Below are 24,480 nucleotides of genomic sequence, written 5' to 3'. Positions count from 1 at the left end.
ATGAGCTTTAAAACCAAATTTTTCCGAATCGCCAATCCAATTACAAAGAATTTTTCCTTTGAAAAATTTTTTGGTTCATTACCTTTTGATAATTTGATTTTGGTTTATCATTTGGTTTCTGATGAAGATGTAAAACATGTCAAACATCTTTTTCCTTACCGCTCTGTCAGACAGTTTGAAAAAGATCTAGACTTTCTGTCAAAACATTTTGAATTCGTTAATTGGGAAGATTATCTCAATCAAAAGAAAACTTCCAAGCCAAAACTTCTATTGACTTTTGACGATGGTTACAGCGAGTTTTACAACATTATCTCTCCCATTCTTCTCAGAAAAGGGATTTTTGCCATCAATTTCATTAATCCAAAATTCATTGATAACAAAGAATTGATGTGGCGGAACAAAGCCAGTTTGCTTGTTTCAGAAATCAATGAGAATAATAATTATAAGAATAAGATTAGTAATTTTTCAGGATTAGGAGATAATTTAGAAACTAATATTTCTTCAATCTTAAAAATAAATTATGAGAATAGAAATCAATTGAATGAGATTGCAGATTTTCTTAACATCGATTTCAATGATTATCTCAAAACAAATCCAGTTTACCTAACTACTGAGCAATTAATCAAACTAAAAAAAGATGGTTTTGGAATTGCCTCTCACGGTTGGGATCACCCGCTTTATAATCAACTTTCTCTAGAACAACAAATCGATAATACACAGAAATCCTTAGATTATATGATGGATAATCAATTTCTGAATGATTCTTTTGCTTTTCCTTTTACAGATCATTTGTTGACAGAGCAATTTTTTGATTTGATTTTTAAACAAAATTCTGATTTAAAATTCACTTTCGGGGCTGCAGGTTTGAAACTGGATTCTTATTCTAAAAATATACAGAGAATTCCTATCGAAACTAAAAATTATTCGGCCGAAGAAATTCTTAAAAACGAAATTATCTATTATCAGGTGTTGAAAATGCTTGGCAAAAACACGATTAAAAGAAGCTGAAATTATGCTTTGAATAAAGTGTTTGCTATATTTGTTTAAAATTAATGATCGGTGATAAATATTGTTGGATTAAATAAAGCTCAATTAAAAGGATTTACTCAAACTGCACAATTCAAAAATTTTGAATTTGCTCCCATTTCCGAACTTAGAGAAATTTCTCATATCCACAATCCACGCGCTAATGATATAGACATCTTACTGTTTTTAGCTTATGATGATGATCAATTGGCAGGTTATCTAGGCATTCTTCCTGATGATGTTAATGATAAAAATGGTGGAAAAATCCATTTTGGTTGGCTTTCCACATTATTCGTCAGCGAAAAGCACAGAGGCAAGCAGATTGCTCAGAAGTTGCTTTATTCTGCTGAAGAAGCTTATCATAAAAATCTAATGATTACCGAGTTTACGCCAAGTGCTGAAAGGCTCTACCGTAAAATAAGATTGTTTGAAGATTTGACTTCTAAAAATGCAGTCCGATATTATTATAAATCCAATCTGGCTGAACTTTTACCTTCGAAGAAATCCTTTTTTGATAAGAATAAGATCTGGTTAAAAAGATTTGATAACCTGATTAATATTTTCATTCCTTATCTCAGCGCTGGGAAAAACAATCTTTATAAAATCACAAAAACGATTGATAAAAACTTAAATCAATTTCTCATCAATCAAAAGAAAAATCCGATTGCGAGAAATGCAGAAGATTTCCAATGGATGTTGGATTATCCTTGGCTTTCTCAGGAAAAAGAACAACCCAACTATCTTTTTTCTTCCTATTCCAAAGATTATGAGATGTTTTGGGTCTCGGTGTATCAGAACCAGGAGATTGTTGCGGCAATGTTTTGTTCGGTGAGGGACGGACATCTGAAGGTTCTTTATTATTTTGGAAATGTAGAATTTGTAGCAGGAATTCTTCCAAAAATCATCAAAAGATATAAAGTCAAAATGATGACAATTTATGATGAAAAACTTAATATAATTATCCAAAAAAGTAAAAGTCCAAAATCCATCTACAAACGTCCATTAGTGCGTGGTTATCTGATTCATAAAGAATTCAAAGAGAAATTGGGCAAAGATTTCAAATTCAACTTTACCGATGGTGACGGCGATTTTTCTTTTACCTAAATAGATCAATGAACATTGAACTACAACAATTAAATGATTTAATTTCAAAAAGATTAAGTCTTCAACTTTCAGAAATCACTCAAGATTTGGAATGTGAAGATTATTTTGGTTTTAATTTTAAAATTAATCAAAGCCAGTTCAAATTCCGAAAGTCAAAATTAACACCGAAGAAGATTGGTCAATTCGTGACTTTTTGGAAACGAGATTTGGATGGAAAAACCATTCCATTTGATATCAATGACGATTTTGATTTTTATATAATTTCAATTGAAGAAAACAAGAATTCTGGTTTCTTTATTTTTACAAAAGCTGTTTTAGAAAAAGAGAATCTAATCTCCACCGAACAAAAAGAAGGTAAAAGAGGCTTCAGAGTTTATGCGGATTGGCATTTTCCAAACAACAAACAAGCGGAGAAAACTAAGGATTGGCAGACCAAATACTTCATCAATTTTTCTGATTCTGACGATTCTGTTTTAAACCAATTTAGAAAAATCACAAAATTCTAACACTCTATTCTCAGACTCCATCTTCTATGGCATTTCCTGATCTAAATAACTAAATAATTAGCATTAAGAATAAAATATTGTTGTCTATCTAATGTTTGGGATTTCGTTATATTTACTGGAATAAAATATTTTTGCCGATGTTATTAGCCATTCTTCTACCCTTTGTCTCATTTTTTGTAAGAGGAAAAATCATTACAGCCATTATTTGTTTCATTTTACAAATTACTATTTTAGGTTGGCTTCCGGCAGCCATTTGGGCAGCACTGTCTTTGAATAATGCCAGAGCAGAGAAGCGCAATCAGGAATTGATTAGAGCTATCAAAGGAAATCAGAAATGATAAAATTATTTTTCGACGATGAATGAATTTATAAGCAAAGAAATCAAAAATCTGAAAAAACTACGATTAACAGCTATAGGATTTCTGGTTTTGGTCAATTTTGCCATCATTGGTTGTTTTGTGTACTTATTTTATGAGGTTTACGTCAGCAGGGACATTCAGGAAAACTTTATCAGCTATATCTTTCCGACGGTTTTTTATCTGCAGTTGGTTTTGGCATTAGGTTTTGGTCCACCCATTATAATCATACATAGGAGATTCAGAAGTGTTATTAATGAGCTTGCTGATCTTAATGATGAATTTGTCATCCATTATCAGAATTATATCCGATTGATCCAACGGTTAATGACAGTTATTCCTTTGTATCTGTTTTCCCAGAAAGGATTATTGGTATTTATGAATTTCAAAACACAATTGATTCATCCTAATACAATTAATTTTATCAAGATCAAACGTGTAAATTTTGGACGCTTCAGAAGATGCTCGATTTATCTGTATCAGGACAAAACTTTGATCTCTAAAATAACTTATCACAAAAGTCATCCTGCAGAAGCAGAGTTTTTGAAACAAAATACTCATCTGATTAACAAAAATGGCGTCAGGATTGAAGATTAAAATTAAAAATGAAAACACAACTTTTTCCATTCTTTCTATTGTTAATTTTGATGAGCTGTGACACCAAAGAAACAGGACATAAGAATATCATCATCTCAAAAGCTCATTACAAACCCAATTCAAAGATTATTGATACACTTTGGGTTTCTCAAAATGATTCTATTGTTTTTAATCAGAAAGAAATCATGATTGGCAATCCAGGTCAAACGCCTGAACCAGTTACTATTTACGAATTGAAAAGGCCAAAAGATGGTGTGTATTATTACATTTATGATAATGAAGGAAAGCTTTTTATGGAAGGGCGTTATGATGCTCAATATACTTATGAAGGTCACACCACAAAACAAGGCGATTTCTACAATTCCAAAACCTACAGATATAGAGACAATGGCAAATTGAGAAGCGTTCACTATATGGAGGATGGCAGAAATGTCAAAACGGAATTGTACAACAGAAAAGAACAACTGGATGAAGTCCGATATATTGATAAAAAATCCGAAACTACTACTAAAGTTGAGATCTACGAAAATGGTGAAGTAAAGAAGACCAGAGTCTATACCAGTTTTGATAATTATTATACCGTTCCGGGCGCAACTAAACCATAACATCAAAAACAAAAAAGTGAAGCACTTCTGCTCCACTTTTCTTATTTAAAATTCAATTAAGATTAATATCCGAAAATCTCCTCAAGACTTACTTCTGTGAAAGTTCCCATCTTGTTGATAGACTCCATATTCAGGTTTTCTTTTTTACCGATGATTGCCGTGTTGTATTGCAACGGTTTGATTTCGGTATTGTAGAAACTGGTTAATTCTGGCAAAGTCAGTTTTTGGATCTCGGCATAGATATCTTTTCTCACATCGTAATCTATTCCTAATTTCTTAAGCGATAACTGATTGTAGTAAGTTACCGTTCGGTTGATTCTGTTAGATGCGATTTGTTTCAAAGCAGATCCTTTTGCATTCTCAAACTGAGCCGGGATTTGAGGTAATTCTGCCATTAGATCACCCATTGCAGCAACTGCTAATGGTAATTTGTTAGCTTGAGTTCCGATGTAGTTAGTCACATAGTTCGCGTGATTTTTCTCCGTCGCATTGGCATAAGATACATAAGCTGAATATGCCAGAGACTTACTTTCTCTAATTTCCTGGAACACGATAGAAGACAATCCACGCCCAAAATACTCATTGAAAACACTCGCTTTTCCGAAGTTCGCGACATTCACATTACCAGCTTTTGCAACCTTAGACATTTCCATCTGGACCATATCATACGGCGTGAAATACACTTTTCCGGCAGTTGCAGGTTCAGCATATTCTTTAGCAGCTGCAGGCTGTAATTTTGTATTAACAATGTAAGGCTTCACCGCTTTTTCCAATCCTTTTTGGTCTTCTCCGTAAAGGAAAACTTCGTAAGGATATTCGTTCAATGTTTTGATTTTAGAAATCAATTCAGTTACGTTGATGCTTTTCAAACGGTCTTTAGAAATCACATCCGTCATTCTGGAGTCTTTACCAAATTTAGCATAGTTAGCCAACGCAGCCATTATCCTGTTCTTGTCTTTCTTCGCCACTTCTCTGGATTCCAAAATGGTATTAACCGTTTGGTCGTAGATAGCTTGATCTGCTTTCACGTTATTGATCCAGTGATTCATCAGCTCTACTCCTTTCTTCATATTGCTTTCCAATCCGCTTAGCGCAATAATCATCTGGTCGTTTGACGTTCTGAATTGATTCGTAATTCCCAGTTTGTAGAACTCTTCTTTCAGTTGTTCCGGCGTGTATTTATCCGTTCCAAGATATTGAAGAACCGTTACACCCAGCGCCAGTTCTTTGTCATTATCAGTCCCGAAAGGGAAAACATAATTCACCTGAGCCACTTCATTGTATTTATTCTTGATGAAGCTAACTTTTTTGTCTTTGATTGTAGAAGTTGCAATGGCGGTTTTGAAATCAATAAATTCCGGTTTGATGTCAGAAGATTTGGTATTGATGATGTCTTTCAGAAAAGGCGATTGCGCCTCTCTGTTTAGTTTAATTGGTGTGATTCCCGGGTTTTCTACACGCACCAGTTTATCATTCACACCTTTTTCTTTGTAAACAACAACATAGTTATCCTTGAAGAATTCGTTAGCAAACTTTACTATATCCGCTTTGGTAATCGCTTCGTATTGGTTGATTTCGTCCAGCTCCTGCTCCCACGTTCTGTTACCTATGTAAGTTGAATATAATGTTGTAGCCAATCCATCTGCCGTTTCCCAACGTTTCATTCTCTGAACTTTCAAATCATTTACTATTGCGTTCAGCATCCAATCCGGGAATTGTCCTTTCTTAACTAAATCGATTTGTTCCAATAGCAATTTTTTAGCATCATCGAAGCTTTGTCCATCTTTTGGAACCACGCTTAAAACAAATGCACCATACGTTTTGAAGGGCGATTCGTAAGCACCAGCTCCTAACGTTTTTTGCTTTTGATTGATGTTAAGGTCGATTAAACCTGCATCACCGCTGTTACTTAATATCTCTGCAACTACATCAGCTAATCTGGCTTCCTGGGTTCCGTTAGAATCTGTTCTCCAGGCCAAGGTCATTCTTGGTGCAGAAGGGCTTTTCACGGTTCTTGAGACAATGCTCGTCATTGGCTCTTCAGAAACCATTTTCTTCATCGGCAACTCTTTATATTTGAATGTGCCAAAATACTGATCCACCAGTTTAATTGTTTTATCAAAATCTAAATCACCAACTAAAACTACTGCCATATTATTAGGCACATAATAAGTATCAAAATATTTATGAATCGCCACCATAGAAGGACTTTTCAAATGCTCAGATGTTCCAATTGTCGTTTGCTGACCATTTGGATGTTTTGGGAAAAGCGCTTCCATCATGGCATAATTCACCAATCTTCCATCATTATCCTGAGCACGGTTGTACTCTTCGTAAACCGCTTCCAACTCTGTGTGGAATAATCTCAAAACCAATTCAGAGAAACGCTCGTGTTCAACTTTTAGCCATTTTTCCAGTTCATTGGATGGAATATTGTTTTTGTAAACCGTTTCGTCCAGCCAGGTGTGCGCATTGGTTCCGGTTGCTCCAAGAGAAGAGATCGCTTTATCATACTCATTAGCGATCGCATATTTTGACGCTTCCTGAGAAACCTCATCGATTTTCTTGTATAATGCTTTTTTCTTTGCAGGATCTTTTTCTGCTTTGTGCTGTTCATACAAGTCGGAAATCTGTGCCAACAATGCTTTTTCTTTTGCCCAGTCGCTGGTTCCCAATTTAGAAGTTCCCTTGAAAACCATATGTTCCAGGTAATGTGCTAATCCTGTATTGTCGCTTGGGTCGTTATTAGAACCTGTTCTTACAGGAATGTAAGTCTGGATTCTTGGTGCATCATCATTTTTAGCAAGATAGACTTTCAGTCCGTTTTTTAAGGTGTAAACCCTAACGCCCGATTGGTCATTTTTTACCGTCTCGTAGGTGTAGCCTTGTTTATCTGTAGCGGTTTGTGTTTCAAATTTCTGTGCCATTGCATTCATCATAAATAATAGTGAAATCGAAATAAATAGTTTCTTCATAGTAATACTTTTATTTTTTCGGAGCGTAATTTACGCAACATTTTATTAGTCACAAAGAAGTGAGGATTGTTACTGATGAGAAGAATGAAAAGTAAAGGCAATCCACACTAATTCTAATGTTCCTTAGTTCCAAACTCATTAGCTTTGTTTTGCCTAATGGGCAAAAGGTAGGAATATTTGGGTTTGATAAGACATTTCAAAAGTCATTTATTGCGAAAGAAGTAAAGCAATCTTTTATTAAACTTGATAGATTTGACTCAGTTAACTAAAATACTGATTGGCATAATTTATAAAGTCTTAATTGCATTAAAATTTAAAATAACAGAGAATGAAAACCTTATGATAATTTATACCTCAATCGGTTTAAAAGGTCTGAAATTTGCTGCAAGACTGGGCTGAACAATTAATGGTTTTTCTCAATAAGCATCGGCATTCAATTCTTGTTAAAAACTAAATGTTATTCGGAATCAGTCAAAAAATTAAATCTATATCATATGCAAAACATCACACAAATCATTACCAAGTATTCGGCTGCATCAATGGTTGCTATCTTTACGCTATCCCTTCAATCCTGTTCAGAATCTCCCGACAAATTTTTTGGAATCGCAGTTCTGAATACCAATATCATCAATGATTTTGCAACCCCTACTTTGGCAAAACATATCAATGACGAAACGGTTGAATTTGCTGATATCCCTTCCAGTAAGAATAAAGCTGATGAAGCCATTACTTTCGTCAACAACAAAATCGCTTATCTGGAAAAATCTTTGAACGATATCAAAGCGCTGAATGCTAATTCTGATGATAGAAAGGCCATCAAGGAAAAATCTGTGGCACTATATGAATACGTAATTCCTGTTTATAAAAACGAATACACCAATTATGCTAAACTCTGCGACAGCAAAGCAGACCAAGCCAAGAAAGACGAAATCATCAATGTTATCGAACAAAAATATGCGGCCAAATTCGAACAGATGTACATCGACCTGATGGATGACGGAAAAGCTTTTGCCAAAGAAAACAACCTGAATGTTAATTGGGGAAACTAATAGAATTTGGAAACGATGATTAATATTGATGGAAATTTAACTTTGGAATGAGATTTCACTTTTAGATTCTAGGAAGTAATTCGTTTCTTTGTCTTTTAATATCAATATTATCTCAAATCAACATACAATGTCAGAAGGAAAAAAATTCAAACTAATCAATCTATATCGTCATACGGCTTTGGTGGAAGCCATTTCTTATTTGATACTGTTGTTTATTGCAATGCCTTTAAAATATATTTGGGATATCCCAGAAGGCGTCAAATATATGGGATGGATACACGGTTGGTTATTTCTTTTCTACTTTGCAGTTCTGGTTGTTGCAGCGTTCAAATACCGTTGGAGTATTTTAAGAATAATCTATTACCTGATAGCGTCGGTACTTCCCTTTCTGCCTTTCCTGATTGATAAGCAACTGAAGAAAGAATCTTTAACGGCTTCATAAGAAATAAAAAAGACTAACTTCGATACGTTAGTCTTTTTTTTGAGATTTTATTTAACCAAAACAGTTACAATCTTATCATCTTTGCCGTCACCATCCACATCATCATAGTCTGACACGAACTGCAATTCGTTATTGGTTCTACTTACTATTTCAACATCTTCTCCGTCGATAATAAGTTTTTTTGCATTATGATCATAACTGTAAGAGACCGTTACGATACCATAATTTTTACAATCCCCTGCTCCGTCTGTGTTATAAATATGCGATGTCATTTTATTATCAGACTTGAAATCAAAGGTGCTGGCCTTATAACAATCGGTGTAAGCCGTATTGGAGATGGTTACACCATTGCTGCCAACCACGATTTCTCTGGATGGACTCCAAATGCCAACAATGGAAAACTCCTGGGTACTTTCTTCATCCTTTGAACAAGAGCTTGCTAAAAGACCGATGGTACATAGTGCTAATAAGATATTCTTTTTCATTTTCACAACTTTTTTACTAAAATAAAGATTTTTTTTCACTGACAAATTATTATTTTGAAAGTCACATTCAATTCGACCTTATTACGTCAATAAAAAAAGACTGCCATTGCTGACAGTCTCCTTCAATAGAAAAATTAAAATTTATTTTGCTTTAAAATATACTCTTCTATTAGCTCTATTTTTCCATTCCGGACATTTGGAAGCCGGGTCACATTCCGGATATTTTAGATCGTGCTTACCATTACCCTGGATATCTATTCTGCTAGATTGCACACCATTATTGATCAGATATTGTTTAACATTGCTCGCTCTTCTTTCAGACAAAGTCTGGTTATAAGCATCAGTACCTCTGGTATCTGTTGCACCTACAACGGTATAAGAGTCATTAGAAGAGTTGATATAGCTGATGGCACTGTTAAGGATAGGGTTACTGCTCGGAAGGATTCTGTCAGAATTCAAATCGAACTCAATTCCATCCAGTTTTGTTTCATTTTCGCTCACTAGGCCGTTATTGGAAGTGGTTGTAGGACAACCATTATTTTCTACAGGACCAGGCACGGTTACACATTTATCATATAAATCGATAACACCATCCATATCTACGTCCAGGGCAACACCAGCACCGTCTACTCTAGCTCCTGCAGGTGTGTCAAGCTGTCTGTCCCAGTCATCGCAAACCCCATCGTTATCAGCATCACCTGACTTACAAAGTTGGATATTATCCACTTTGGTTTCCAATTCATCGATTCTGTTATAGATATCTTTCAAAGGATCCACCCACATGATATGGTTAGCATTCTTACCTAGATTGATGGATAAACCAAGTGTTGCATTGAAGAAGTTATCCGAATGTTTAGCACTGATGCTGTTGACAGCACTATATTGGTCTCCACCACCATCAAAAGCATCATCACCTGTTACGACGTACATCAATCTACCTTCGATGTCCACTCTGTTACTGATTTTATATTTCAAACCAGCACCTGCCTGTCCAAACAGGGAATTAAATTTGAATGGTTTATTCTCTGTCATCAGTCTTTGACCGAATTCATCTTTCTGATAAGCACGGTAAGCCAGAACACCAACCCCAGCATAGCCGTGGATCGCCCATCTGAAATCCGCTTTTCTATCTACTCTTCTTAGTAAGTTAGATAGGTTAACATCTCCAATAAGGGAAATCCCATCATATTGTGTTCTTCCGGCAACTTGTAGATTAGCAGCAGCGTTCGCCGGAGCTGCATCTTTTGTATTGAAGTACCCTTGTCTGGTTTCCCCACGGTCGTATTGTAACTTCAGTCCAAATGTATGAGAAAGCGCTTTGTCAATACTAAAGTAAGCTGAATAGCCCACCAATGTATTGCCACTCTGGATAGATTTTAGGTCCGCTTGCTGCATAAATGGAATACCGCCACCAAAAGAGATAGACCAGCTGTTGTAACTTGGCATTGTCTCCATTGTTGTAGGTTCAACTGGAGCTGAGGTGGTCTGTGTCATTTCTTGCGAGAACATCACGGCCGGGCACGCCAAGGCCAGTGACAAAATGGTTAATTTTGATTTCATAAAAAATAAATTTTAATTGTTTTACTTATTGATAGTATAATTGGATTATTATACTTGTTTTCCAAATATTACCATATTCAGAGAGATACACGATCAAATATTCAATTACTATACCAATAATAATATTTGTTTATTTTTTTGAATAATTCAAAAATAATTCAGGTGATTTTTTCATCCCTTTTATAAGCCAATCTATTAGGATTCACCGGAATAGGATGATTTAATAAAACATAAAAAAACCTCTCAAAAATTGAGAGGTCTTTTTCTTATAATTAAGAATCGTAAAATCATTTATAATTCTTAATCTATTATTTATATTGCTACATATACGCTTCAATCGGTTCGCAGGTACAAATCAGATTTCTGTCACCATAAGCTTCGTCCACTCTGGCAACGGTAGCAAAGAATTTGTGTGTTCTTACCCATTCTAGTGGATAAGCTGCTTTTTCTCTGCCGTAAGGTTTATCCCAGTTATCTGAGATGACCAATTGCTCAGTATGAGGTGCATTTTTCAAAACATTGTTGGTAGCATCAGCTTCACCATTAGCAATCTCATCAATTTCATTTTTGATACTGATTAATGCTTCAGCAAAACGCTCGATTTCTTCTTTACTTTCAGATTCAGTTGGCTCAATCATCAATGTACCTGCTACAGGGAAACTCACTGTTGGTGCGTGGAAACCGTAATCCATCAATCTTTTTGCAACGTCGGCCACTTCAATTCCCAAAGATTTGAATTGGCGGAAGTCCACGATACACTCGTGTGCTACTCTGCCGTTCGCATTGGCGTAAAGAATCGGGAAATGTTCTGCCAATAATTCTTTCAGATAATTAGCATTCAAAATCGCATATTCAGTAGCTTTTTTCAAACCGGAAGTTCCTAATAATTTGATATAAGCATAAGAGATATTAAGAATCAATCCAGAACCATAAGGCGCAGCAGAAATCCCTTCAATCGCATCTTTTGTTCCTACTGGAATATTGGCATTGGTTGGTAAGAAAGTGACCAAATGTTCCGCCACACAGATCGGACCAACACCAGGACCACCACCACCGTGAGGAATTGCAAAAGTCTTATGAAGATTAAGGTGACAAACGTCTGCTCCGATATTTCCAGGACTTGTGAATCCAACCTGAGCATTCATATTAGCACCGTCCATATAAACTTGTCCGCCGTGTTCGTGGATTAGTTTTGTAATTTCTTTGATATTCGCATCGAAGAAACCGTAAGTCGAAGGGTAAGTAATCATCACACATGACAGGTTCTCAGAATGCTGTTCTGTCTTAGCTTTCAAATCCTCAAAATCGATTTCTCCATTTTCAAGATTCTTCACCACTACAATCTTCATTCCTGCCATTGCAGCAGAAGCAGGATTAGTTCCGTGTGCAGATTGAGGAATCAACACGATATTTCTGTGCCCTTCTCCTCTATTTTTGTGATATTCGCGGATAACCATTAATCCTGCATATTCGCCCTGTGCACCGGAATTTGGCTGAAGTGATGTTCCTGCAAAACCAGTAATCTCTGCCAAATCTTTCTCAAGCTGCTTAATCATTTCCTGATAACCGCCTGCCTGTTCTGTCGGGATAAATGGATGGATACTTCCCCATTCTGCCCAAGACAACGGAATCATCTGCGTTGCAGCATTCAGTTTCATTGTACAAGAACCCAAAGAAATCATCGAATGTGTCAAAGACAAATCTTTTCTTTCCAGACGCTTGATGTAACGCATCAATTCAGTTTCAGTATGGTATTTATTAAAAACCTCTTCTTTAAGAATCTCGTCAGTTCTCAACAATTCAGCTGGAATCCAATATTCTTCTTTAAGTGTCAGTTTATAACCTTGTTTAGCTTTGAATTGAGCAAAAGCTTCAACCAATCTATTTAGCTTTTCAACAGTCGTAGTTTCATTAATTGAAATACTTACAATACCCTGAGAGAAATAATTAAGATTGATTTTCTGGTCTCTCATCTTCATTCTCAAAGAAGTCTTCTCTTCCTCGTGAAGTCTGAATTTCACCGTATCAAAAACCGGTTCATCCACAATATCATAACCCAAAATTCTCAAAGCATCTGCTAAAGCATTGGTTTTATAATGGATTTGGTCAGCGATAAAATTAAGACCTTTTGGACCGTGATAAACAGCATACATCCCAGCCATTACAGCCAAAAGAACCTGTGCAGTACAGATATTGGATGTTGCTCTTTCCCTTTTGATATGCTGTTCTCTGGTCTGAAGTGCCATTCTCAGTGCACGTCTTCCGTACATATCCTGAGAAACACCGATAATTCTACCCGGAATATCTCTTTTATAATCGTCTTTACAAGCAAAAAACGCAGCGTGAGGACCTCCATAACCAATAGGAATACCAAATCTCTGTGTAGTTCCAACTGCGCAATCGGCACCCATTGAAGCAGGAGATTTCAGTTTAACCAAAGCCATCGGGTCACAAGCGACTACAACCTGCAAATCAAATCCTTTTGCTGAAGTGATAAAATCCGTATAATCCAGAACGATTCCATTTTTGCCAGGATATTGCAACAAGATTCCGTAGTAAGAATCATTAAATTGATGATTATCGTGATTTCCTACAATAATATCGATTCCAAGACCTTCTGCTTTTGTTTTCAATACAGAGATCGTCTGTGGCAATACTAAATCGGAAACGAAGAATTTAATTGCATTGTTTTTCTTCTGATCCTTCGTTCTGTTATTGAAGAACATATGCATCGCTTCCGCAGCAGCCGTAGATTCGTCCAATAGAGAAGCATTAGCCATCGGAAATCCTGTTAAGTCACAAACAACTGTCTGGAAATTAAGAAGTGCTTCCAACCTACCTTGTGCAATCTCTGCCTGATATGGTGTGTAAGCTGTGTACCAGCTTGGGTTTTCAAGAATATTCCTTTGGATTGGAGAAGGTAGGATCGTGTTGTTGTAACCGAATCCGATGTAAGTATCGAAATCAACATTCTTAGATGCCAGATCTTTGGAATGGAGTAACATTTCGTATTCCGAAAGCGGCTCAGAAAGCTCCAAATCTTTTTCTAATCTTATACTGTCCGGAATGGTTTGAGAAATGAGTTCATCGATACTGTTAACCCCGATTTTGTTAAGCATTTCCGCTTTATCAGCTTCATTGAGACTGATATGGCGGTTTACAAATTGCTGTGTGTTCATTTATAAACTTTGAATTAGATTTTACTAAAAAGGTTCGTAAAAATACTAATTTTCAGAGAACTGGGCAATCTATAATATCGAAAATCGAAAGTTCTATTTCCTATCAGAAAGGTAGTTTTTTAAATGAAAATCGACACTGTCCGCCGTTGAAATAAACTGGTAATTAAGCTGATTCCTGATCTTGTCGTTAGAAATTTTAGAATCCAGCTTCAAGGATTCCAAAGAGGTTTTACTCAATAGTCTCAACACCGGGAATAACCATCCAAAAAAGGATAAAATGGGTAAAATATTGAAAACAAAATCAGGAACTGGTTTCGCAGGTGTTTTTCCTAGAGCCGCTCTCACTTTATCAGATATCAAACTGAATTTGGAATTTTCTGAAATAACGATAAAACGTTCACCAAAAGCATTGTTCTCCATCAGCTTGATAGCTACATTCGCCACATCGCGGACATCTACGAAAGCCGTTCCGCCAGTGTAAGTAAACGGATAAGCAGATTTTGAAAATAAATCACCACTACTGACGCCCCAGTTTCCTGAACCAATGATCAGGCCTGGATTAATGATAATCGTATTCAGTCCTTCTGCAGAAGCTCTCCAGACTTCCATCTCGGAAAGATGCTTGGAAATTGCATAGCCTGAATGGTCAAGCTTTGGATTGAAATCAGAATTCTCGTCCATCATTCCGTTTTCGTTATAACCATCCAGAACGGCGATTGAACTTACGAAAAGGAATTTCTTAACTTCGGAATTTTCCACAGCGTACAAAAGATTCTTCGTTCCGCCAATATTGGTTTTGTAAAGCTCTTTGTCATTATTGGGATTGAAACTCACTTTGGCGGCGCAATGATACACTTCATCCACATTTTGCAATGCCATCTGAATCGAATCCAAATCATTAAAATCAATATCAATCCATTGGATCTTATCAAAATAAAAATCCGGCTGATCTGTATAAAAACGATATGATTCTTTAACCTTTTTCAGGTTACTGGAAGGTCGTTTAGCTGCACAAACCTCCTTTCCTTGTTTCAAAAGTTCAAGAACGATAACTCTTCCTAAAATCCCTGTTGCTCCGGTTACTAGAATCATTCCTGTGTGGATTTAATTTTTAAAAATCTTATGATAAATATAGAGTTCATTAAAGAATAAGCGAATATAATTCCTATGAAGAACCAAAAACCTCTGCCTTCCATAGACCAGCCTCCTTTTCCCGCAAAGGAGTCGCGAAGAACAAAAAATAAAAGACCTATCAAAAATAGATTGATAAGAACAGAAAAAAGTAAGATGATTTTATAAATCGTTTCCTGATATTTCTTCATTAGAGATTTTTACAAAGATAATTTAATTCTCCATAAAAACCTGTCTAAACGCTATTGAAATCAATCAGAATCCGTTTGTATTTTCTTTGACAAAATTAAAGGTCTTTTCAAACATCAATTCGTGGTCAGCATCTTTATTAAGTCCGTGATCGCCTTTTTTAATAGAAATCAGTTCATTTTTAACATTATTCTTATCCAGGCTTTCCTTTAAAATTTCAGACTGTGAATAGGGAACAATTTTATCCTTTGTCCCATGAATCATCAAGGTAGGAACAGAAGAATTGCTGACATAAGTGATTGGTGAATAAACATTCAGCAGGTTAATAGCGTCGTCTTTTTCTTCTTTGACATCATAACCTGTAAAACCAAAAACCAGTTTGTTCCTGATGTCATAAATCTTTGGAAAAATCAGTTTAAAAATAAATATTACAAATCCCGGCGCTTCTGTACGGAACAATTTGTTCATATCAGACGGTCCAAAATAATCGATGAAATAATTGACTTTTGCTAAATAATTAGGAAATTTTGTATTTTCTGAAAACTGGGAATCATCCGTATATGCAGCAATCATCCCAATCTGTGAGCCAGCCGAAGCGCCCCAAATTCCAATATTATCAGAATCAAAATTATATATTTCGGCATTTGCACGAATCCAGCGTATGGCTTCTTTTGTATCTTCAATCGGTGTCGGGAAATGTGTCTTTTCATTAAGCAAAGTATAGTTGATACTCACCACGGCGTAACCTTGTTTTACAAATCTAAGAACAAAATCACTGAGGTAATAATCGTCTCTCAACTCTTTATCACCTTGCGCCCAACCACCTCCGTGAACAAAAACCAGAACGGGAGATTTTTTATTTGTTTTTTGAGGAAGATAGATGTCGAGCTTCTGCTGAGCCGTGTCTTTTATTTTGTACGTAACATCTTTATAGTTCAAAGTTTCGGAAAGCTTTTCCTGAGCATTGGTAAACGACAAAATAAAAATCAGGATAACAGAAATCGGCCATTTCATAGAAGAAAATTAAATATGGATCCGATAATACAAGGCTTATACCATTATCAAATCCGTATTAATTTTTGAAATCAGCTAAAGAAGAAAATCTTTCACAGCTGCATTGAAATCGACAGGATTATTGGCCTGAACCCAATGTTCCGCATTTTTGATTTTAATAATTTTGGAGTCCGGAAATTGTTGCTTAATCAGGAATTCGTCCTGTGGTAAAATATAATTGGAATTAGCACCTGCGATGAACAAAGTCGGACCATTGAAAACACCGAACTTAATAGCATTTGAGACAAACTCTGTATATTTTTCAGCTAAAGTTTTCAAGTTAAATCGCCAGGCCAGTTTCTTGTCGTCTGTCCAATAGAGATTCTTCATTAGAAACTGAATCACAAACTTCTCGTGAATATATTCTTCCAAGACTTTTTCCACATCCTGCCTGGATTCTACAGTAGAAAAATCAACAGATTGCAGCGCTTTGATAATTCCCTGATGATGTGGCGGATAAGCTTTTGGAGCAATATCAGCAACAATCAGTTTTTCCAATCGATCAGGAAAGCTGATGGCGAACTGCATTACCGCCTTTCCTCCTAATGAGTGGCCTAGGAGATTTGCTTTTGGAATATTATGAGCGTCCATATAATTAACAATGTCCTGAGCCAAATCATCGTGCGTCATAGAATCTGAATGAAAACTGCGGCCGTGATTCCTCAAATCCAGTAAATGTGTCGGCATTAATTCTCCAAATTCTTTCCCGAAGCTTCCCCAATTATCGAGCATCCCAAACAATCCGTGGAATACCAATAATGGTGTTTCGGTTCTTTGTTCTCCGTATATTTTTGAATGTAAAATTTCCATCAATAATTAAATATAATTACCACTTCGCCAATCTTTTAAGATAAGCCTGAACTGTATTTTCTAAACCTAGATATAAAGCTTCCGAAATCAAGGCGTGACCGATAGAAACCTCCAAGAGATTCGGGATGTTATCTGAGAAATATTTTAAGTTGTCTAATGACAAATCGTGTCCGGCATTGATTCCCAAACCATATTCGGTTGCAACTACCGCTGTTTTAAAATAAGATTCTATTGCTAATTCTTTATTATCAAAATAATGTTTGGCGTAAGCTTCTGTGTAAAGTTCGATCCTGTCGGTTGCGGTTTCTGCAGCAAATTTCACCATTTCCGGATTGGGGTCAAGAAAAACAGACGTTCTGATTCCGGCATTTTTGAATTCAGCGATAACAGATTTCAAAAAATCCAGATTCTTTTCACAATCCCAGCCGGCGTTAGAAGTAATCGCATCATCAGCATCCGGAACTAAAGTCACTTGCTCCGGTTTTACTTCCAAGACCATATCGATAAACGCCTGATGAGGATTACCTTCAATATTGAATTCCGTTGTTACCAATGGTTTCAAATCATAGACATCTTTTCTGGTGATGTGTCTCTCATCCGGTCTTGGATGAATGGTAATTCCCTGCGCTCCGAATCTTTCCAGATCAACAGCGACTTGCGTTACACTTGGAACATCGCCGCCTCTGGCATTTCTCAGCGTTGCGATTTTATTGATATTGACACTAAGTTTGGTCATAATTTATAAATGATAATTGATTTTTATATTTTGTTTACCTGCATTATCTCGAGGTCAAATTCTTTAGAAGCTACCAAAAGGTGATCAAAAATATCTGCCTGAATCTGCTCAAAATTGACCCAATTAGAGTCATTGGCAAAACAATAGATCTCCAAAGGCATTCCTTGCGGTGTAATCTCCATTTGTCTCACCATTATCGTTCCTTCCTGGTCGATATTATGATTGTTTTTCAGATAATTCAAAGCGTAGATTCTGAAAGTTCCAATGTTGGTCAATTGTTGGCCGTTGATAATTTCTTCAGAATTTTTAAGTGCTCCTTTCTGAGAATCAATCTCTTTTTTCTTATCAACAAGATAATCGTGAATCAGGTTGATTTTCAACAACTTTCCAAAAGCTTCATCATCCAAAAATTTGAAGGATTTGATATTAAAGACAATGGATTTTTTTATTCTTCTCGTATTGGTTTCGGACATCACCTGCATATTCTTGATTTCCGTTGTCAGCAAGTCGTAGGTAGGAATTGTGGAAAGAGTCTTATCAAAGTTTCTGATTTTGGTCGTCAGCAAGTCGATGTCTTCGATATTACCTTCGATAGAATATTTTGGAATCGCAACCCAGTCTCCCACTTTCAGATTCTTGGATGTCGCCACGTGAATACCCGTTACAAAGCCCAAAATCGTATCTCGGAATATCAAGACAATAACAGCTGTAATCGCTCCCAGACTTCCTAAAACCGTAGTGCCACTAATATTGAAAATAACACAAATGGCAATAACGCTGAAAATAAACATTCCAAAAATCCTCACGGTCTGCGAAATGGAATTGATAGCAATGATTTTATAATAATCTCTCTGGATCAGGTAATAATTCTGCAACACTTTGATAAACCGGAATGCCATATTGGCTATAGCAAGAACTATCACAAAATTGATCATCCTTTCAAGAAGGTCAAAGCTTTTCGGATGTCTGTAAAAAATAGAATATAAAGCAAACTTCCCGATTATCAGTGCCAAAATATTAGCCACAGAATTGGTAACTTTTGCCTGATATATAGATTTCATTACAGGATATTTCTCTTTATCAAAAAAGAATCTGAAAACAAGATTAATCCCATTTTTCAAGATAAAGGAAACCACATAAACCAGTAGTGTAAGCAATGCAAATTTGAGCGTAATCTGACAAGCCAAAACGAAATCATCAGGAAAGAAATCTTTGCAGAAGAAATGAATTTCATCACTGATTCGCTGAAGAAAATCTTTATAATCTTTGATTTCGTTTTTCATTGTTGGAAATATTTTTCAAATTTAAGGATAAAAAAAAACTTTTGGCATTACTTTGAATGTTGTATTTTTAAATTAATTTAAAAACTATGGATTCTGTTTTTATCGACATTATCGCTTTGGTTCTGCTTTTTGTAGGAATGCTGGGAACTTTCCTTCCCGTTTTGCCCGGATTGCTACTGAGTATCTGTGGCTTACTGATATTCAAATTTGGGACAGAAAATAATATGCCAATGGTTTATGTCTGGATTTTCGCGTTCCTAACTCTTGTTTCCACAGTTCTGAATTACGTTATTCCCGCAAAAACCAACAAAAAATATGGCGGAACTCGCTACGGAAGTATTGGTTCTTTTATTGGAACGCTTCTCGGTTTCTTTTTCATTCATATTCCTTTAGGATTTTTGATCGGAATGTTATTAGGTGTTTTTCTTGGAGAATTGTTACACGATGTTAACGATAGAAAAAAAGCCTTCAACTCTATGAAAGGCGCTTTTATTGGCTTTGTATATGGCACCGGATTTAGTTTAATGGTTGGGCTGGCAATGTTTTTGGTTGTTGGCTATTATATTTTCTTTTAAAATTTTTGAATGATGAAATTTAAAGCACTTTTATTTGCACCTATCCTTTTGTTGATGAGCAATTGCAAAACACAATCTCAAACTTCAACATCAGATAATATTATTAGACTTGGAGTCAACAAAAAGGTTACGATTCCAAATTCAAAGACGAGTTTAGAATTTAAAGAAATTATCGAAGACAGCCGTTGTCCTGCCAATGTAACTTGTGTTTGGGAAGGTATTGCGATTGTGAATCTAAATACATTTTCAGGAAAAGATACTAAAGACATCAAAGTCGCAACAAGAGATTTCTTACCAAAAGAAGTTACCAAATCTTTTAATTATGCGGGTTATAAATTCACAGTGCAAGAAGTAAAACCTTATCCTGGAGGAAAAGAAGAAGCGCCAAGTGTGACTCTTAAATATGAGAAAGAAGAGTAAATCTATGAGATAATAAACTCTAGAATTCTCTTACTCTAAAACTTAATTACCCCCAAACAATTGGATTTTTTCCTTTCTCCAAAAGGTAATTATTGATTTTTGAAAAAGGCTTGCTTCCGAAAAAACCTCTATGAACGGAAAATGGTGAAGGATGCGCCGATTGAATGATAAAATGCTTAGTCTCGTCAATCAGCGAGGCTTTTTTTTGTGCAAAAGCGCCCCAAAGTACGAACACCACATTTTGCTTTTGATCAGAGATTTGTTTAATGATATAATCCGTAAATGTTTCCCATCCAAGGTCTTTGTGGGAATTTGGTTCGTGCGCTTTTACTGTTAAAGTTGCATTGAGAAGGAGAACACCTTGTTTCGCCCAATCCTGCAAATCTTTATTTTTTCTCTCGATTCCCATATCTTCTCTCAGTTCAATAAAGATATTTTTGAGAGAAGGTGGCGCAGTGACATTTTCTGAAACAGAAAAGCAAAGTCCATTCGCTTGACCGTCATTATGATAAGGATCCTGGCCTAGAATCACCACTTCCACATCATCAAATTCCGTGAGTTCCAAGGCGCGGAAAATCTCATTTTTCGGAGGAAAACATTTGGTCGAATTATATTGAATTTTTACTTTCTCCCAAAGATTTTTGAAATAATCACTTTCTTTAATTGGCTTCAGAACTTCTTTCCAGGTCATTGTTCAGATTTTTTACAAAATTAAATTTACAATTCGATTAAAGCAAATTTGTTGACTTTTCTGTGAAAAATAAAGTTAATTTATCTTAAAAGCTATTTGGCTTAATTTTTATTGTAATAAATTCGGGCGATTTTTGAGTTATTATCTATAAAAACAGCCCATCGTAGAATGAAAATCTGGAACAGTTTTATTTTTTCAATATTTTTTATGGTCAATTTATCAGCGCAGAATACCATTATTGTAGGGACTTACACCAATAGTGAGAAGTGCAATAGCGGCGGGATTTATGTTTTTGATTTTGATGAAAACACTTATCAGTATAATCTCAAATATCATACAGAAAATATCATCAATCCTAGTTTTGTGAGTTTGAGTCCGGATAAAAAATTCCTTTTTTCTGTGAATGAAAACGGCGACAAAAGTACAGTCACTTCTTTTACGATTGACGAAGCTAACGGAACGCTTATCAAAAAAGACGAAAGAAAAACACAAGGTGAAGATCCGTGTTTCTTGATTTCTGATGACCAAAATCTTATCGTTGCGAATTATTCCGGTGGAAGCATTAATGTTTTTAAACGTTATGCTGACGGAAAATTATCCGATGTTTTCCAGAATATCAAATTCGAAGGTGTTGGTGTAAATCCGAAAAGACAGGAAAAATCACATATTCATCAGGTTCAGTTTTCTCCGGACGGCCGATATGTTTTAGCTAACGATCTGGGACTGGACAAGATATATGTGTTCAAGTACAATAAAAGCGGCGATAAAGTTCTTGAAAAAGTTGATGAATATGATGCGAAGAAAGGTTCCGGTCCAAGACATATTGCGTTCAATAAATCAGGAAATTTATTCTATCTTGTTCAGGAACTGAGTGGCGACTTGTCTGTTTTAAGTTTTGATGACGGGAAAATCAAATTAATTCAGGAAGAGACATTGTTGTCCAGAAAAGTTAGATTTAATTTCAGAGCTGCGGACATTCATTTATCAGACAATGAAAAATTCCTATATGTGACAAACCGTGATGATGCAGATGATATTACTACTTTCAAAATCCTCGAAGACGGCAAAGTGAAAAGAATCCAACAAATCAAAACAACCGGCAGAAATCCCAGAAATTTCGCCATTAGTCCTAATAATAAACTGGTTTTGATTGCCAACCAGGATACGAACAGGATTAATATTTTCAGCAGAGACCTGGAATCCGGCGAGCTGGCTCCAACCAACAAATCCATTCCCGTTTGCGCACCGGTGAATGTTATTTTTTATGAAAAAGGCAAATAAATTTTTCATCGATACAATATTTAAAATAAAAAATAGTTATTAAAAGGTTAATGCTAGATGAAATCGATGCTTGATTATAAATTTATTCTCTCTTTTTTCCTGATTTGTTGTTCCGGATTGCTGTTTTCGCAAACCGAAAAAGAGAATGAAATCGAAAACGTCGTTATCAAAGGCGTCAAAAAATATAAGAACAAAAAAGAAAACCCGGCTTATGCTATTATGCAGGAAGTCTGGAAAAAGAAAAAATCCAACGGACTTCTGCTCCACAAAGATTATCAATACAAAACTTACGAGAAAATCGATTTTCGTTTGGACAATATTGATAGCGCTTTTACCAAGAAAAAAGCGTTTCGTGGAATGGATTCTATCATTTTCAAATACAATGATTCTTCCGAGATTGCGGGAAAAGCGGTTCTTCCTATCTTCATCACAGAAAGCATCTTCAATGTTTATGGTAAAAATAATCCGAAGAAAGAACGCAAAGATTTGGTTGCAACAAGGCTTTCGGGATTGAAAAACAATCAGATCGTATCCAAGACGATACAGAATATGTATCAGGATATCAATATTTATGACAACACGATTAATTATCTGAATATCGGTTTTGTAAGTCCTGTCTCCAGAGACGGTTTCGGTATTTTCGATTATAATATCACGGATACGATTGAAGTTAATACCGTTAAATCTTACGAGATTCGATTCACGCCTAAAAATCAGGATGCATTGGCTCTGAAAGGGCGACTTTACATTTCTATGGACAAATACAATGTGATGAAAGTGGAGATGGAAACGAATAAAAAAATTAATATCAATTTCGTAAAAAACATTGCTACAGATTTGGAATTTGATAATCCTGACGATTCTACTTTTATCCCAGTCAGAAATGAAACAACTCTGCAATTGGTTCTTAATGATAAGGAAAAAGCAAAATATGTACTTGCAAAAAGAGTTGCCAACTATTCCGATTATCAATTTGACAAAGGATTAACGGATGACTTCCTCAATAAAATCGTTGTTCCGGAAGATGAAATGGTTGCTAAAGACGAAGAATATTGGCAAGCCAACAGAACTGAAGCACTAACAACCAGCCAGCAGAATATCTACAAAATGTACGACGAGTTAGAACATAATCCGAAGTACAAAAAAATTGTCAAAATCGTAGAAATCGGAAACTCGGGCTATATTCCTATCGGGAAAAGTGGTATTGATTTCGGGAATATTTTTCAGTCTTTTGGTTATAACGACATCGAAGGAACAAGACTCCGAGGCGGTTTCAGAACCTATCGCGGAAAAAACGATATGTGGCGAATCCAGGGTTACACTGCTTACGGTTTCCGGGATCAAAAATGGAAATTTGGAGGTGAAGCCAAATATATGTTCAATAAGACCAATCGTTTTCAGGTTGGTGCAGGCTTTAGAAAAGATGTTTTACAATTAGGCGTTCAGTTGACTACGGACGAGGGAATTATGACAAGGTCTTTTGCTTCTTCTTCTGTACTTAACAGTGGCGAAACGACTTCTATGAGTTCTGTCAAACAAACAAGTCTTTATACAAGTATTGAGCCTTGGAAAAATATCCAATTGCGTCTGGATGCCACACAGCAAAGCATCGAATCTGCTGATTCCAACTTATTCAATATCAATTATTACAGAGGCGGCGTTTTGCGAACAGATTTGAATGATACGAGATTCACGGCAACAATTATCGCAAGACCTGGAATCAAATTTTCCACTTATGGTGTTGATCGTTATGAGATGACGGCTCTGGCCAATAATCCAACTTTGATATTAAAATACACAAAAGGCGTTGGTGGCGTTTTTAATTCTGATTTTAATTACAACAAATTACAATTCTATTATTATCAACCTGTGATTTTAGGAAATTGGGGAAGATTATTTGCGAATGTTGAAGCTGGTAAAAACTTTGATGCGCTTCCACTCGCTTTGCAAAATGTGATGCCTGCCAACCAATCTTATGGATTAGTTCGCGGTGTTTTCTCTTTGATGAATTATTACGAATTTGTTGCTGATTCTTATGCTGTTCTGTTTTTGGAACATCATTTCAATGGAAAAATTTTATCTCAAATCCCTTTGATTAAAAAACTAAAATTAAGAGAAGTAGCATTTTTCCGCTCCGGTGTAGGAAGCCTGAGACAAGAATCTATCAATATGAATGCTGGAAACATTAATCTCAGTACACCTGAAAAACCTTACTACGAATATGGTTTTGGAATTGAGAATATTGGTTGGGGCAATTTCAGAATTATGAGAATCGATTTTAATTGGAGAGGAAATTACCTGAACCACAAAACAACTAATACCGATGTAAGAAAATTCGGTGTTCAGTTTGGTTTCCAGATGAATTTTTAGGAAATTTGTGACAATACAGGTTTAATTCTGTAAATGTTTAATTCCAGATTAATTCGT

Annotated in this window: 22 protein-coding genes; 12 read left to right on the top strand and 10 right to left on the bottom strand. The window is 35.8% G+C overall.

Annotated features, from left to right (window positions below; all coding sequences use genetic code 11):
* From BXY58_RS07430 to BXY58_RS07405, 6 genes are all read left to right on the top strand, one after another.
* On the top strand, positions 1–1,008 hold the full coding sequence (locus tag BXY58_RS07430; RefSeq protein ID WP_120213215.1) for a polysaccharide deacetylase family protein: 1,008 nt from the start codon (positions 1–3) through the stop codon (positions 1,006–1,008).
* A 51-nt stretch (positions 1,009–1,059) separates the two neighbouring features.
* Positions 1,060–2,130 carry a GNAT family N-acetyltransferase gene (locus BXY58_RS07425; protein WP_120213214.1) on the top strand — a complete coding sequence of 357 codons (1,071 nt, stop codon included), beginning with the start codon at positions 1,060–1,062 and terminating at the stop codon, positions 2,128–2,130.
* 8 nt (positions 2,131–2,138) lie between these two features.
* Positions 2,139–2,636 (top strand): MepB family protein, encoded by a 498-nt coding sequence (locus BXY58_RS07420; protein WP_120213213.1) that lies wholly within the window; start codon positions 2,139–2,141, stop codon positions 2,634–2,636.
* Between the two features lie 137 nt (positions 2,637–2,773).
* The gene (locus BXY58_RS07415; protein WP_120213212.1) at positions 2,774–2,974 is read left to right on the top strand and encodes a YqaE/Pmp3 family membrane protein; all 201 of its coding nucleotides are present in this window, start codon (positions 2,774–2,776) and stop codon (positions 2,972–2,974) included.
* 18 nt (positions 2,975–2,992) lie between these two features.
* A complete protein-coding gene (locus BXY58_RS07410) occupies positions 2,993–3,589 on the top strand; it encodes a hypothetical protein (protein WP_120213211.1) in 597 nt (198 codons plus the stop codon).
* Between the two features lie 8 nt (positions 3,590–3,597).
* On the top strand, positions 3,598–4,194 hold the full coding sequence (locus BXY58_RS07405; protein WP_147366821.1) for a hypothetical protein: 597 nt from the start codon (positions 3,598–3,600) through the stop codon (positions 4,192–4,194).
* A gap of 62 nt (positions 4,195–4,256) precedes the next feature.
* Here the strand turns inward: BXY58_RS07405 and BXY58_RS07400 are convergent, their stop codons facing one another.
* Positions 4,257–7,169 (bottom strand): M16 family metallopeptidase, encoded by a 2,913-nt coding sequence (locus tag BXY58_RS07400; RefSeq protein ID WP_120213209.1) that lies wholly within the window; start codon positions 7,167–7,169, stop codon positions 4,257–4,259.
* A gap of 494 nt (positions 7,170–7,663) precedes the next feature.
* On the opposite strand from BXY58_RS07400, the gene BXY58_RS07395 reads away from it, so the two are divergent.
* Both BXY58_RS07395 and BXY58_RS07390 read left to right on the top strand, forming a co-directional pair.
* Positions 7,664–8,218: a hypothetical protein gene (locus BXY58_RS07395; RefSeq protein WP_120213208.1), complete on the top strand. Its 555-nt coding sequence runs from the start codon at positions 7,664–7,666 to the stop codon at positions 8,216–8,218.
* Positions 8,219–8,345: 127 nt separating this feature from the next.
* Positions 8,346–8,660 carry a DUF3817 domain-containing protein gene (locus BXY58_RS07390; protein ID WP_120213207.1) on the top strand — a complete coding sequence of 105 codons (315 nt, stop codon included), beginning with the start codon at positions 8,346–8,348 and terminating at the stop codon, positions 8,658–8,660.
* A 47-nt stretch (positions 8,661–8,707) separates the two neighbouring features.
* Here BXY58_RS07390 and BXY58_RS07385 read toward each other — a convergent pair whose 3' ends face one another.
* The 8 genes from BXY58_RS07385 to BXY58_RS07345 all read right to left on the bottom strand — a co-directional run bounded on the left by BXY58_RS07385 (position 8,708) and on the right by BXY58_RS07345 (position 19,086).
* Entirely contained in the window at positions 8,708–9,145 is a 438-nt protein-coding gene (locus BXY58_RS07385; RefSeq protein WP_147366820.1) for a lipocalin family protein, read from the bottom strand.
* Positions 9,146–9,286: 141 nt separating this feature from the next.
* Entirely contained in the window at positions 9,287–10,705 is a 1,419-nt protein-coding gene (locus BXY58_RS07380; RefSeq protein WP_120213205.1) for an OmpA family protein, read from the bottom strand.
* A gap of 320 nt (positions 10,706–11,025) precedes the next feature.
* On the bottom strand, positions 11,026–13,884 hold the full coding sequence (gene gcvP, locus BXY58_RS07375; RefSeq protein ID WP_120213204.1) for an aminomethyl-transferring glycine dehydrogenase: 2,859 nt from the start codon (positions 13,882–13,884) through the stop codon (positions 11,026–11,028).
* Positions 13,885–13,977: 93 nt separating this feature from the next.
* On the bottom strand, positions 13,978–14,976 hold the full coding sequence (locus BXY58_RS07370; RefSeq protein ID WP_120213203.1) for an NAD-dependent epimerase/dehydratase family protein: 999 nt from the start codon (positions 14,974–14,976) through the stop codon (positions 13,978–13,980).
* A gap of 294 nt (positions 14,977–15,270) precedes the next feature.
* Positions 15,271–16,218, bottom strand: a complete 948-nt coding sequence (locus BXY58_RS07360; RefSeq protein ID WP_120213201.1) for an alpha/beta hydrolase — start codon at positions 16,216–16,218, stop codon at positions 15,271–15,273.
* Between the two features lie 75 nt (positions 16,219–16,293).
* Positions 16,294–17,067, bottom strand: coding sequence for an alpha/beta fold hydrolase (locus BXY58_RS07355; RefSeq protein WP_120213200.1), 774 nt, complete (start codon positions 17,065–17,067; stop codon positions 16,294–16,296).
* Positions 17,068–17,083: 16 nt separating this feature from the next.
* Entirely contained in the window at positions 17,084–17,803 is a 720-nt protein-coding gene (locus tag BXY58_RS07350) for a pyridoxine 5'-phosphate synthase (protein ID WP_120213199.1), read from the bottom strand.
* Between the two features lie 23 nt (positions 17,804–17,826).
* Positions 17,827–19,086, bottom strand: a complete 1,260-nt coding sequence (locus BXY58_RS07345) for a mechanosensitive ion channel family protein (RefSeq protein ID WP_120213198.1) — start codon at positions 19,084–19,086, stop codon at positions 17,827–17,829.
* An 86-nt stretch (positions 19,087–19,172) separates the two neighbouring features.
* On the opposite strand from BXY58_RS07345, the gene BXY58_RS07340 reads away from it, so the two are divergent.
* Positions 19,173–19,661, top strand: a complete 489-nt coding sequence (locus BXY58_RS07340; protein ID WP_120213197.1) for a DUF456 domain-containing protein — start codon at positions 19,173–19,175, stop codon at positions 19,659–19,661.
* Between the two features lie 9 nt (positions 19,662–19,670).
* On the top strand, positions 19,671–20,081 hold the full coding sequence (locus BXY58_RS07335) for a hypothetical protein (protein ID WP_147366819.1): 411 nt from the start codon (positions 19,671–19,673) through the stop codon (positions 20,079–20,081).
* Positions 20,082–20,127: 46 nt separating this feature from the next.
* On the opposite strand, the gene BXY58_RS07330 is transcribed toward BXY58_RS07335, so the two are convergent.
* Complete coding sequence (locus BXY58_RS07330; protein WP_120213195.1) at positions 20,128–20,772, bottom strand: uracil-DNA glycosylase; 645 nt, start codon at positions 20,770–20,772, stop codon at positions 20,128–20,130.
* 207 nt (positions 20,773–20,979) lie between these two features.
* Between BXY58_RS07330 and BXY58_RS07325 the strand changes: the two genes are divergently transcribed.
* A complete protein-coding gene (locus BXY58_RS07325; RefSeq protein ID WP_170144207.1) occupies positions 20,980–22,053 on the top strand; it encodes a lactonase family protein in 1,074 nt (357 codons plus the stop codon).
* 57 nt (positions 22,054–22,110) lie between these two features.
* Complete coding sequence (locus BXY58_RS07320) at positions 22,111–24,423, top strand: DUF5686 family protein (RefSeq protein ID WP_120213193.1); 2,313 nt, start codon at positions 22,111–22,113, stop codon at positions 24,421–24,423.
* Positions 24,424–24,480 lie beyond the last annotated feature (57 nt).

Source organism: Epilithonimonas arachidiradicis (assembly GCF_003610695.1).
GTDB lineage: Bacteria > Bacteroidota > Bacteroidia > Flavobacteriales > Weeksellaceae > Epilithonimonas > Epilithonimonas arachidiradicis.
This window is presented reverse-complemented; position numbering and strand designations above follow the sequence as displayed.

Bases quoted from the DNA above. Each gene is read 5' to 3' on its own strand.
- BXY58_RS07430 (WP_120213215.1), top strand. From the start codon at position 1: ATGAGCTTTAAAACCAAATTTTTCCGAATCGCCAATCCAATTACAAAG.
- BXY58_RS07420 (WP_120213213.1), top strand. From the start codon at position 2,139: ATGAACATTGAACTACAACAATTAAATGATTTAATTTCAAAAAGATTA.
- BXY58_RS07415 (WP_120213212.1), top strand. From the start codon at position 2,774: ATGTTATTAGCCATTCTTCTACCCTTTGTCTCATTTTTTGTAAGAGGA.
- BXY58_RS07410 (WP_120213211.1), top strand. From the start codon at position 2,993: ATGAATGAATTTATAAGCAAAGAAATCAAAAATCTGAAAAAACTACGA.
- BXY58_RS07405 (WP_147366821.1), top strand. From the start codon at position 3,598: ATGAAAACACAACTTTTTCCATTCTTTCTATTGTTAATTTTGATGAGC.
- BXY58_RS07400 (WP_120213209.1), bottom strand. From the start codon at position 7,169: ATGAAGAAACTATTTATTTCGATTTCACTATTATTTATGATGAATGCA.
- BXY58_RS07395 (WP_120213208.1), top strand. From the start codon at position 7,664: ATGCAAAACATCACACAAATCATTACCAAGTATTCGGCTGCATCAATG.
- BXY58_RS07390 (WP_120213207.1), top strand. From the start codon at position 8,346: ATGTCAGAAGGAAAAAAATTCAAACTAATCAATCTATATCGTCATACG.
- BXY58_RS07385 (WP_147366820.1), bottom strand. From the start codon at position 9,145: ATGAAAAAGAATATCTTATTAGCACTATGTACCATCGGTCTTTTAGCA.
- BXY58_RS07380 (WP_120213205.1), bottom strand. From the start codon at position 10,705: ATGAAATCAAAATTAACCATTTTGTCACTGGCCTTGGCGTGCCCGGCC.
- gcvP (WP_120213204.1), bottom strand. From the start codon at position 13,884: ATGAACACACAGCAATTTGTAAACCGCCATATCAGTCTCAATGAAGCT.
- BXY58_RS07370 (WP_120213203.1), bottom strand. From the start codon at position 14,976: ATGATTCTAGTAACCGGAGCAACAGGGATTTTAGGAAGAGTTATCGTT.
- BXY58_RS07360 (WP_120213201.1), bottom strand. From the start codon at position 16,218: ATGAAATGGCCGATTTCTGTTATCCTGATTTTTATTTTGTCGTTTACC.
- BXY58_RS07355 (WP_120213200.1), bottom strand. From the start codon at position 17,067: ATGGAAATTTTACATTCAAAAATATACGGAGAACAAAGAACCGAAACA.
- BXY58_RS07350 (WP_120213199.1), bottom strand. From the start codon at position 17,803: ATGACCAAACTTAGTGTCAATATCAATAAAATCGCAACGCTGAGAAAT.
- BXY58_RS07345 (WP_120213198.1), bottom strand. From the start codon at position 19,086: ATGAAAAACGAAATCAAAGATTATAAAGATTTTCTTCAGCGAATCAGT.
- BXY58_RS07340 (WP_120213197.1), top strand. From the start codon at position 19,173: ATGGATTCTGTTTTTATCGACATTATCGCTTTGGTTCTGCTTTTTGTA.
- BXY58_RS07335 (WP_147366819.1), top strand. From the start codon at position 19,671: ATGATGAAATTTAAAGCACTTTTATTTGCACCTATCCTTTTGTTGATG.
- BXY58_RS07330 (WP_120213195.1), bottom strand. From the start codon at position 20,772: ATGACCTGGAAAGAAGTTCTGAAGCCAATTAAAGAAAGTGATTATTTC.
- BXY58_RS07325 (WP_170144207.1), top strand. From the start codon at position 20,980: ATGGTCAATTTATCAGCGCAGAATACCATTATTGTAGGGACTTACACC.
- BXY58_RS07320 (WP_120213193.1), top strand. From the start codon at position 22,111: ATGAAATCGATGCTTGATTATAAATTTATTCTCTCTTTTTTCCTGATT.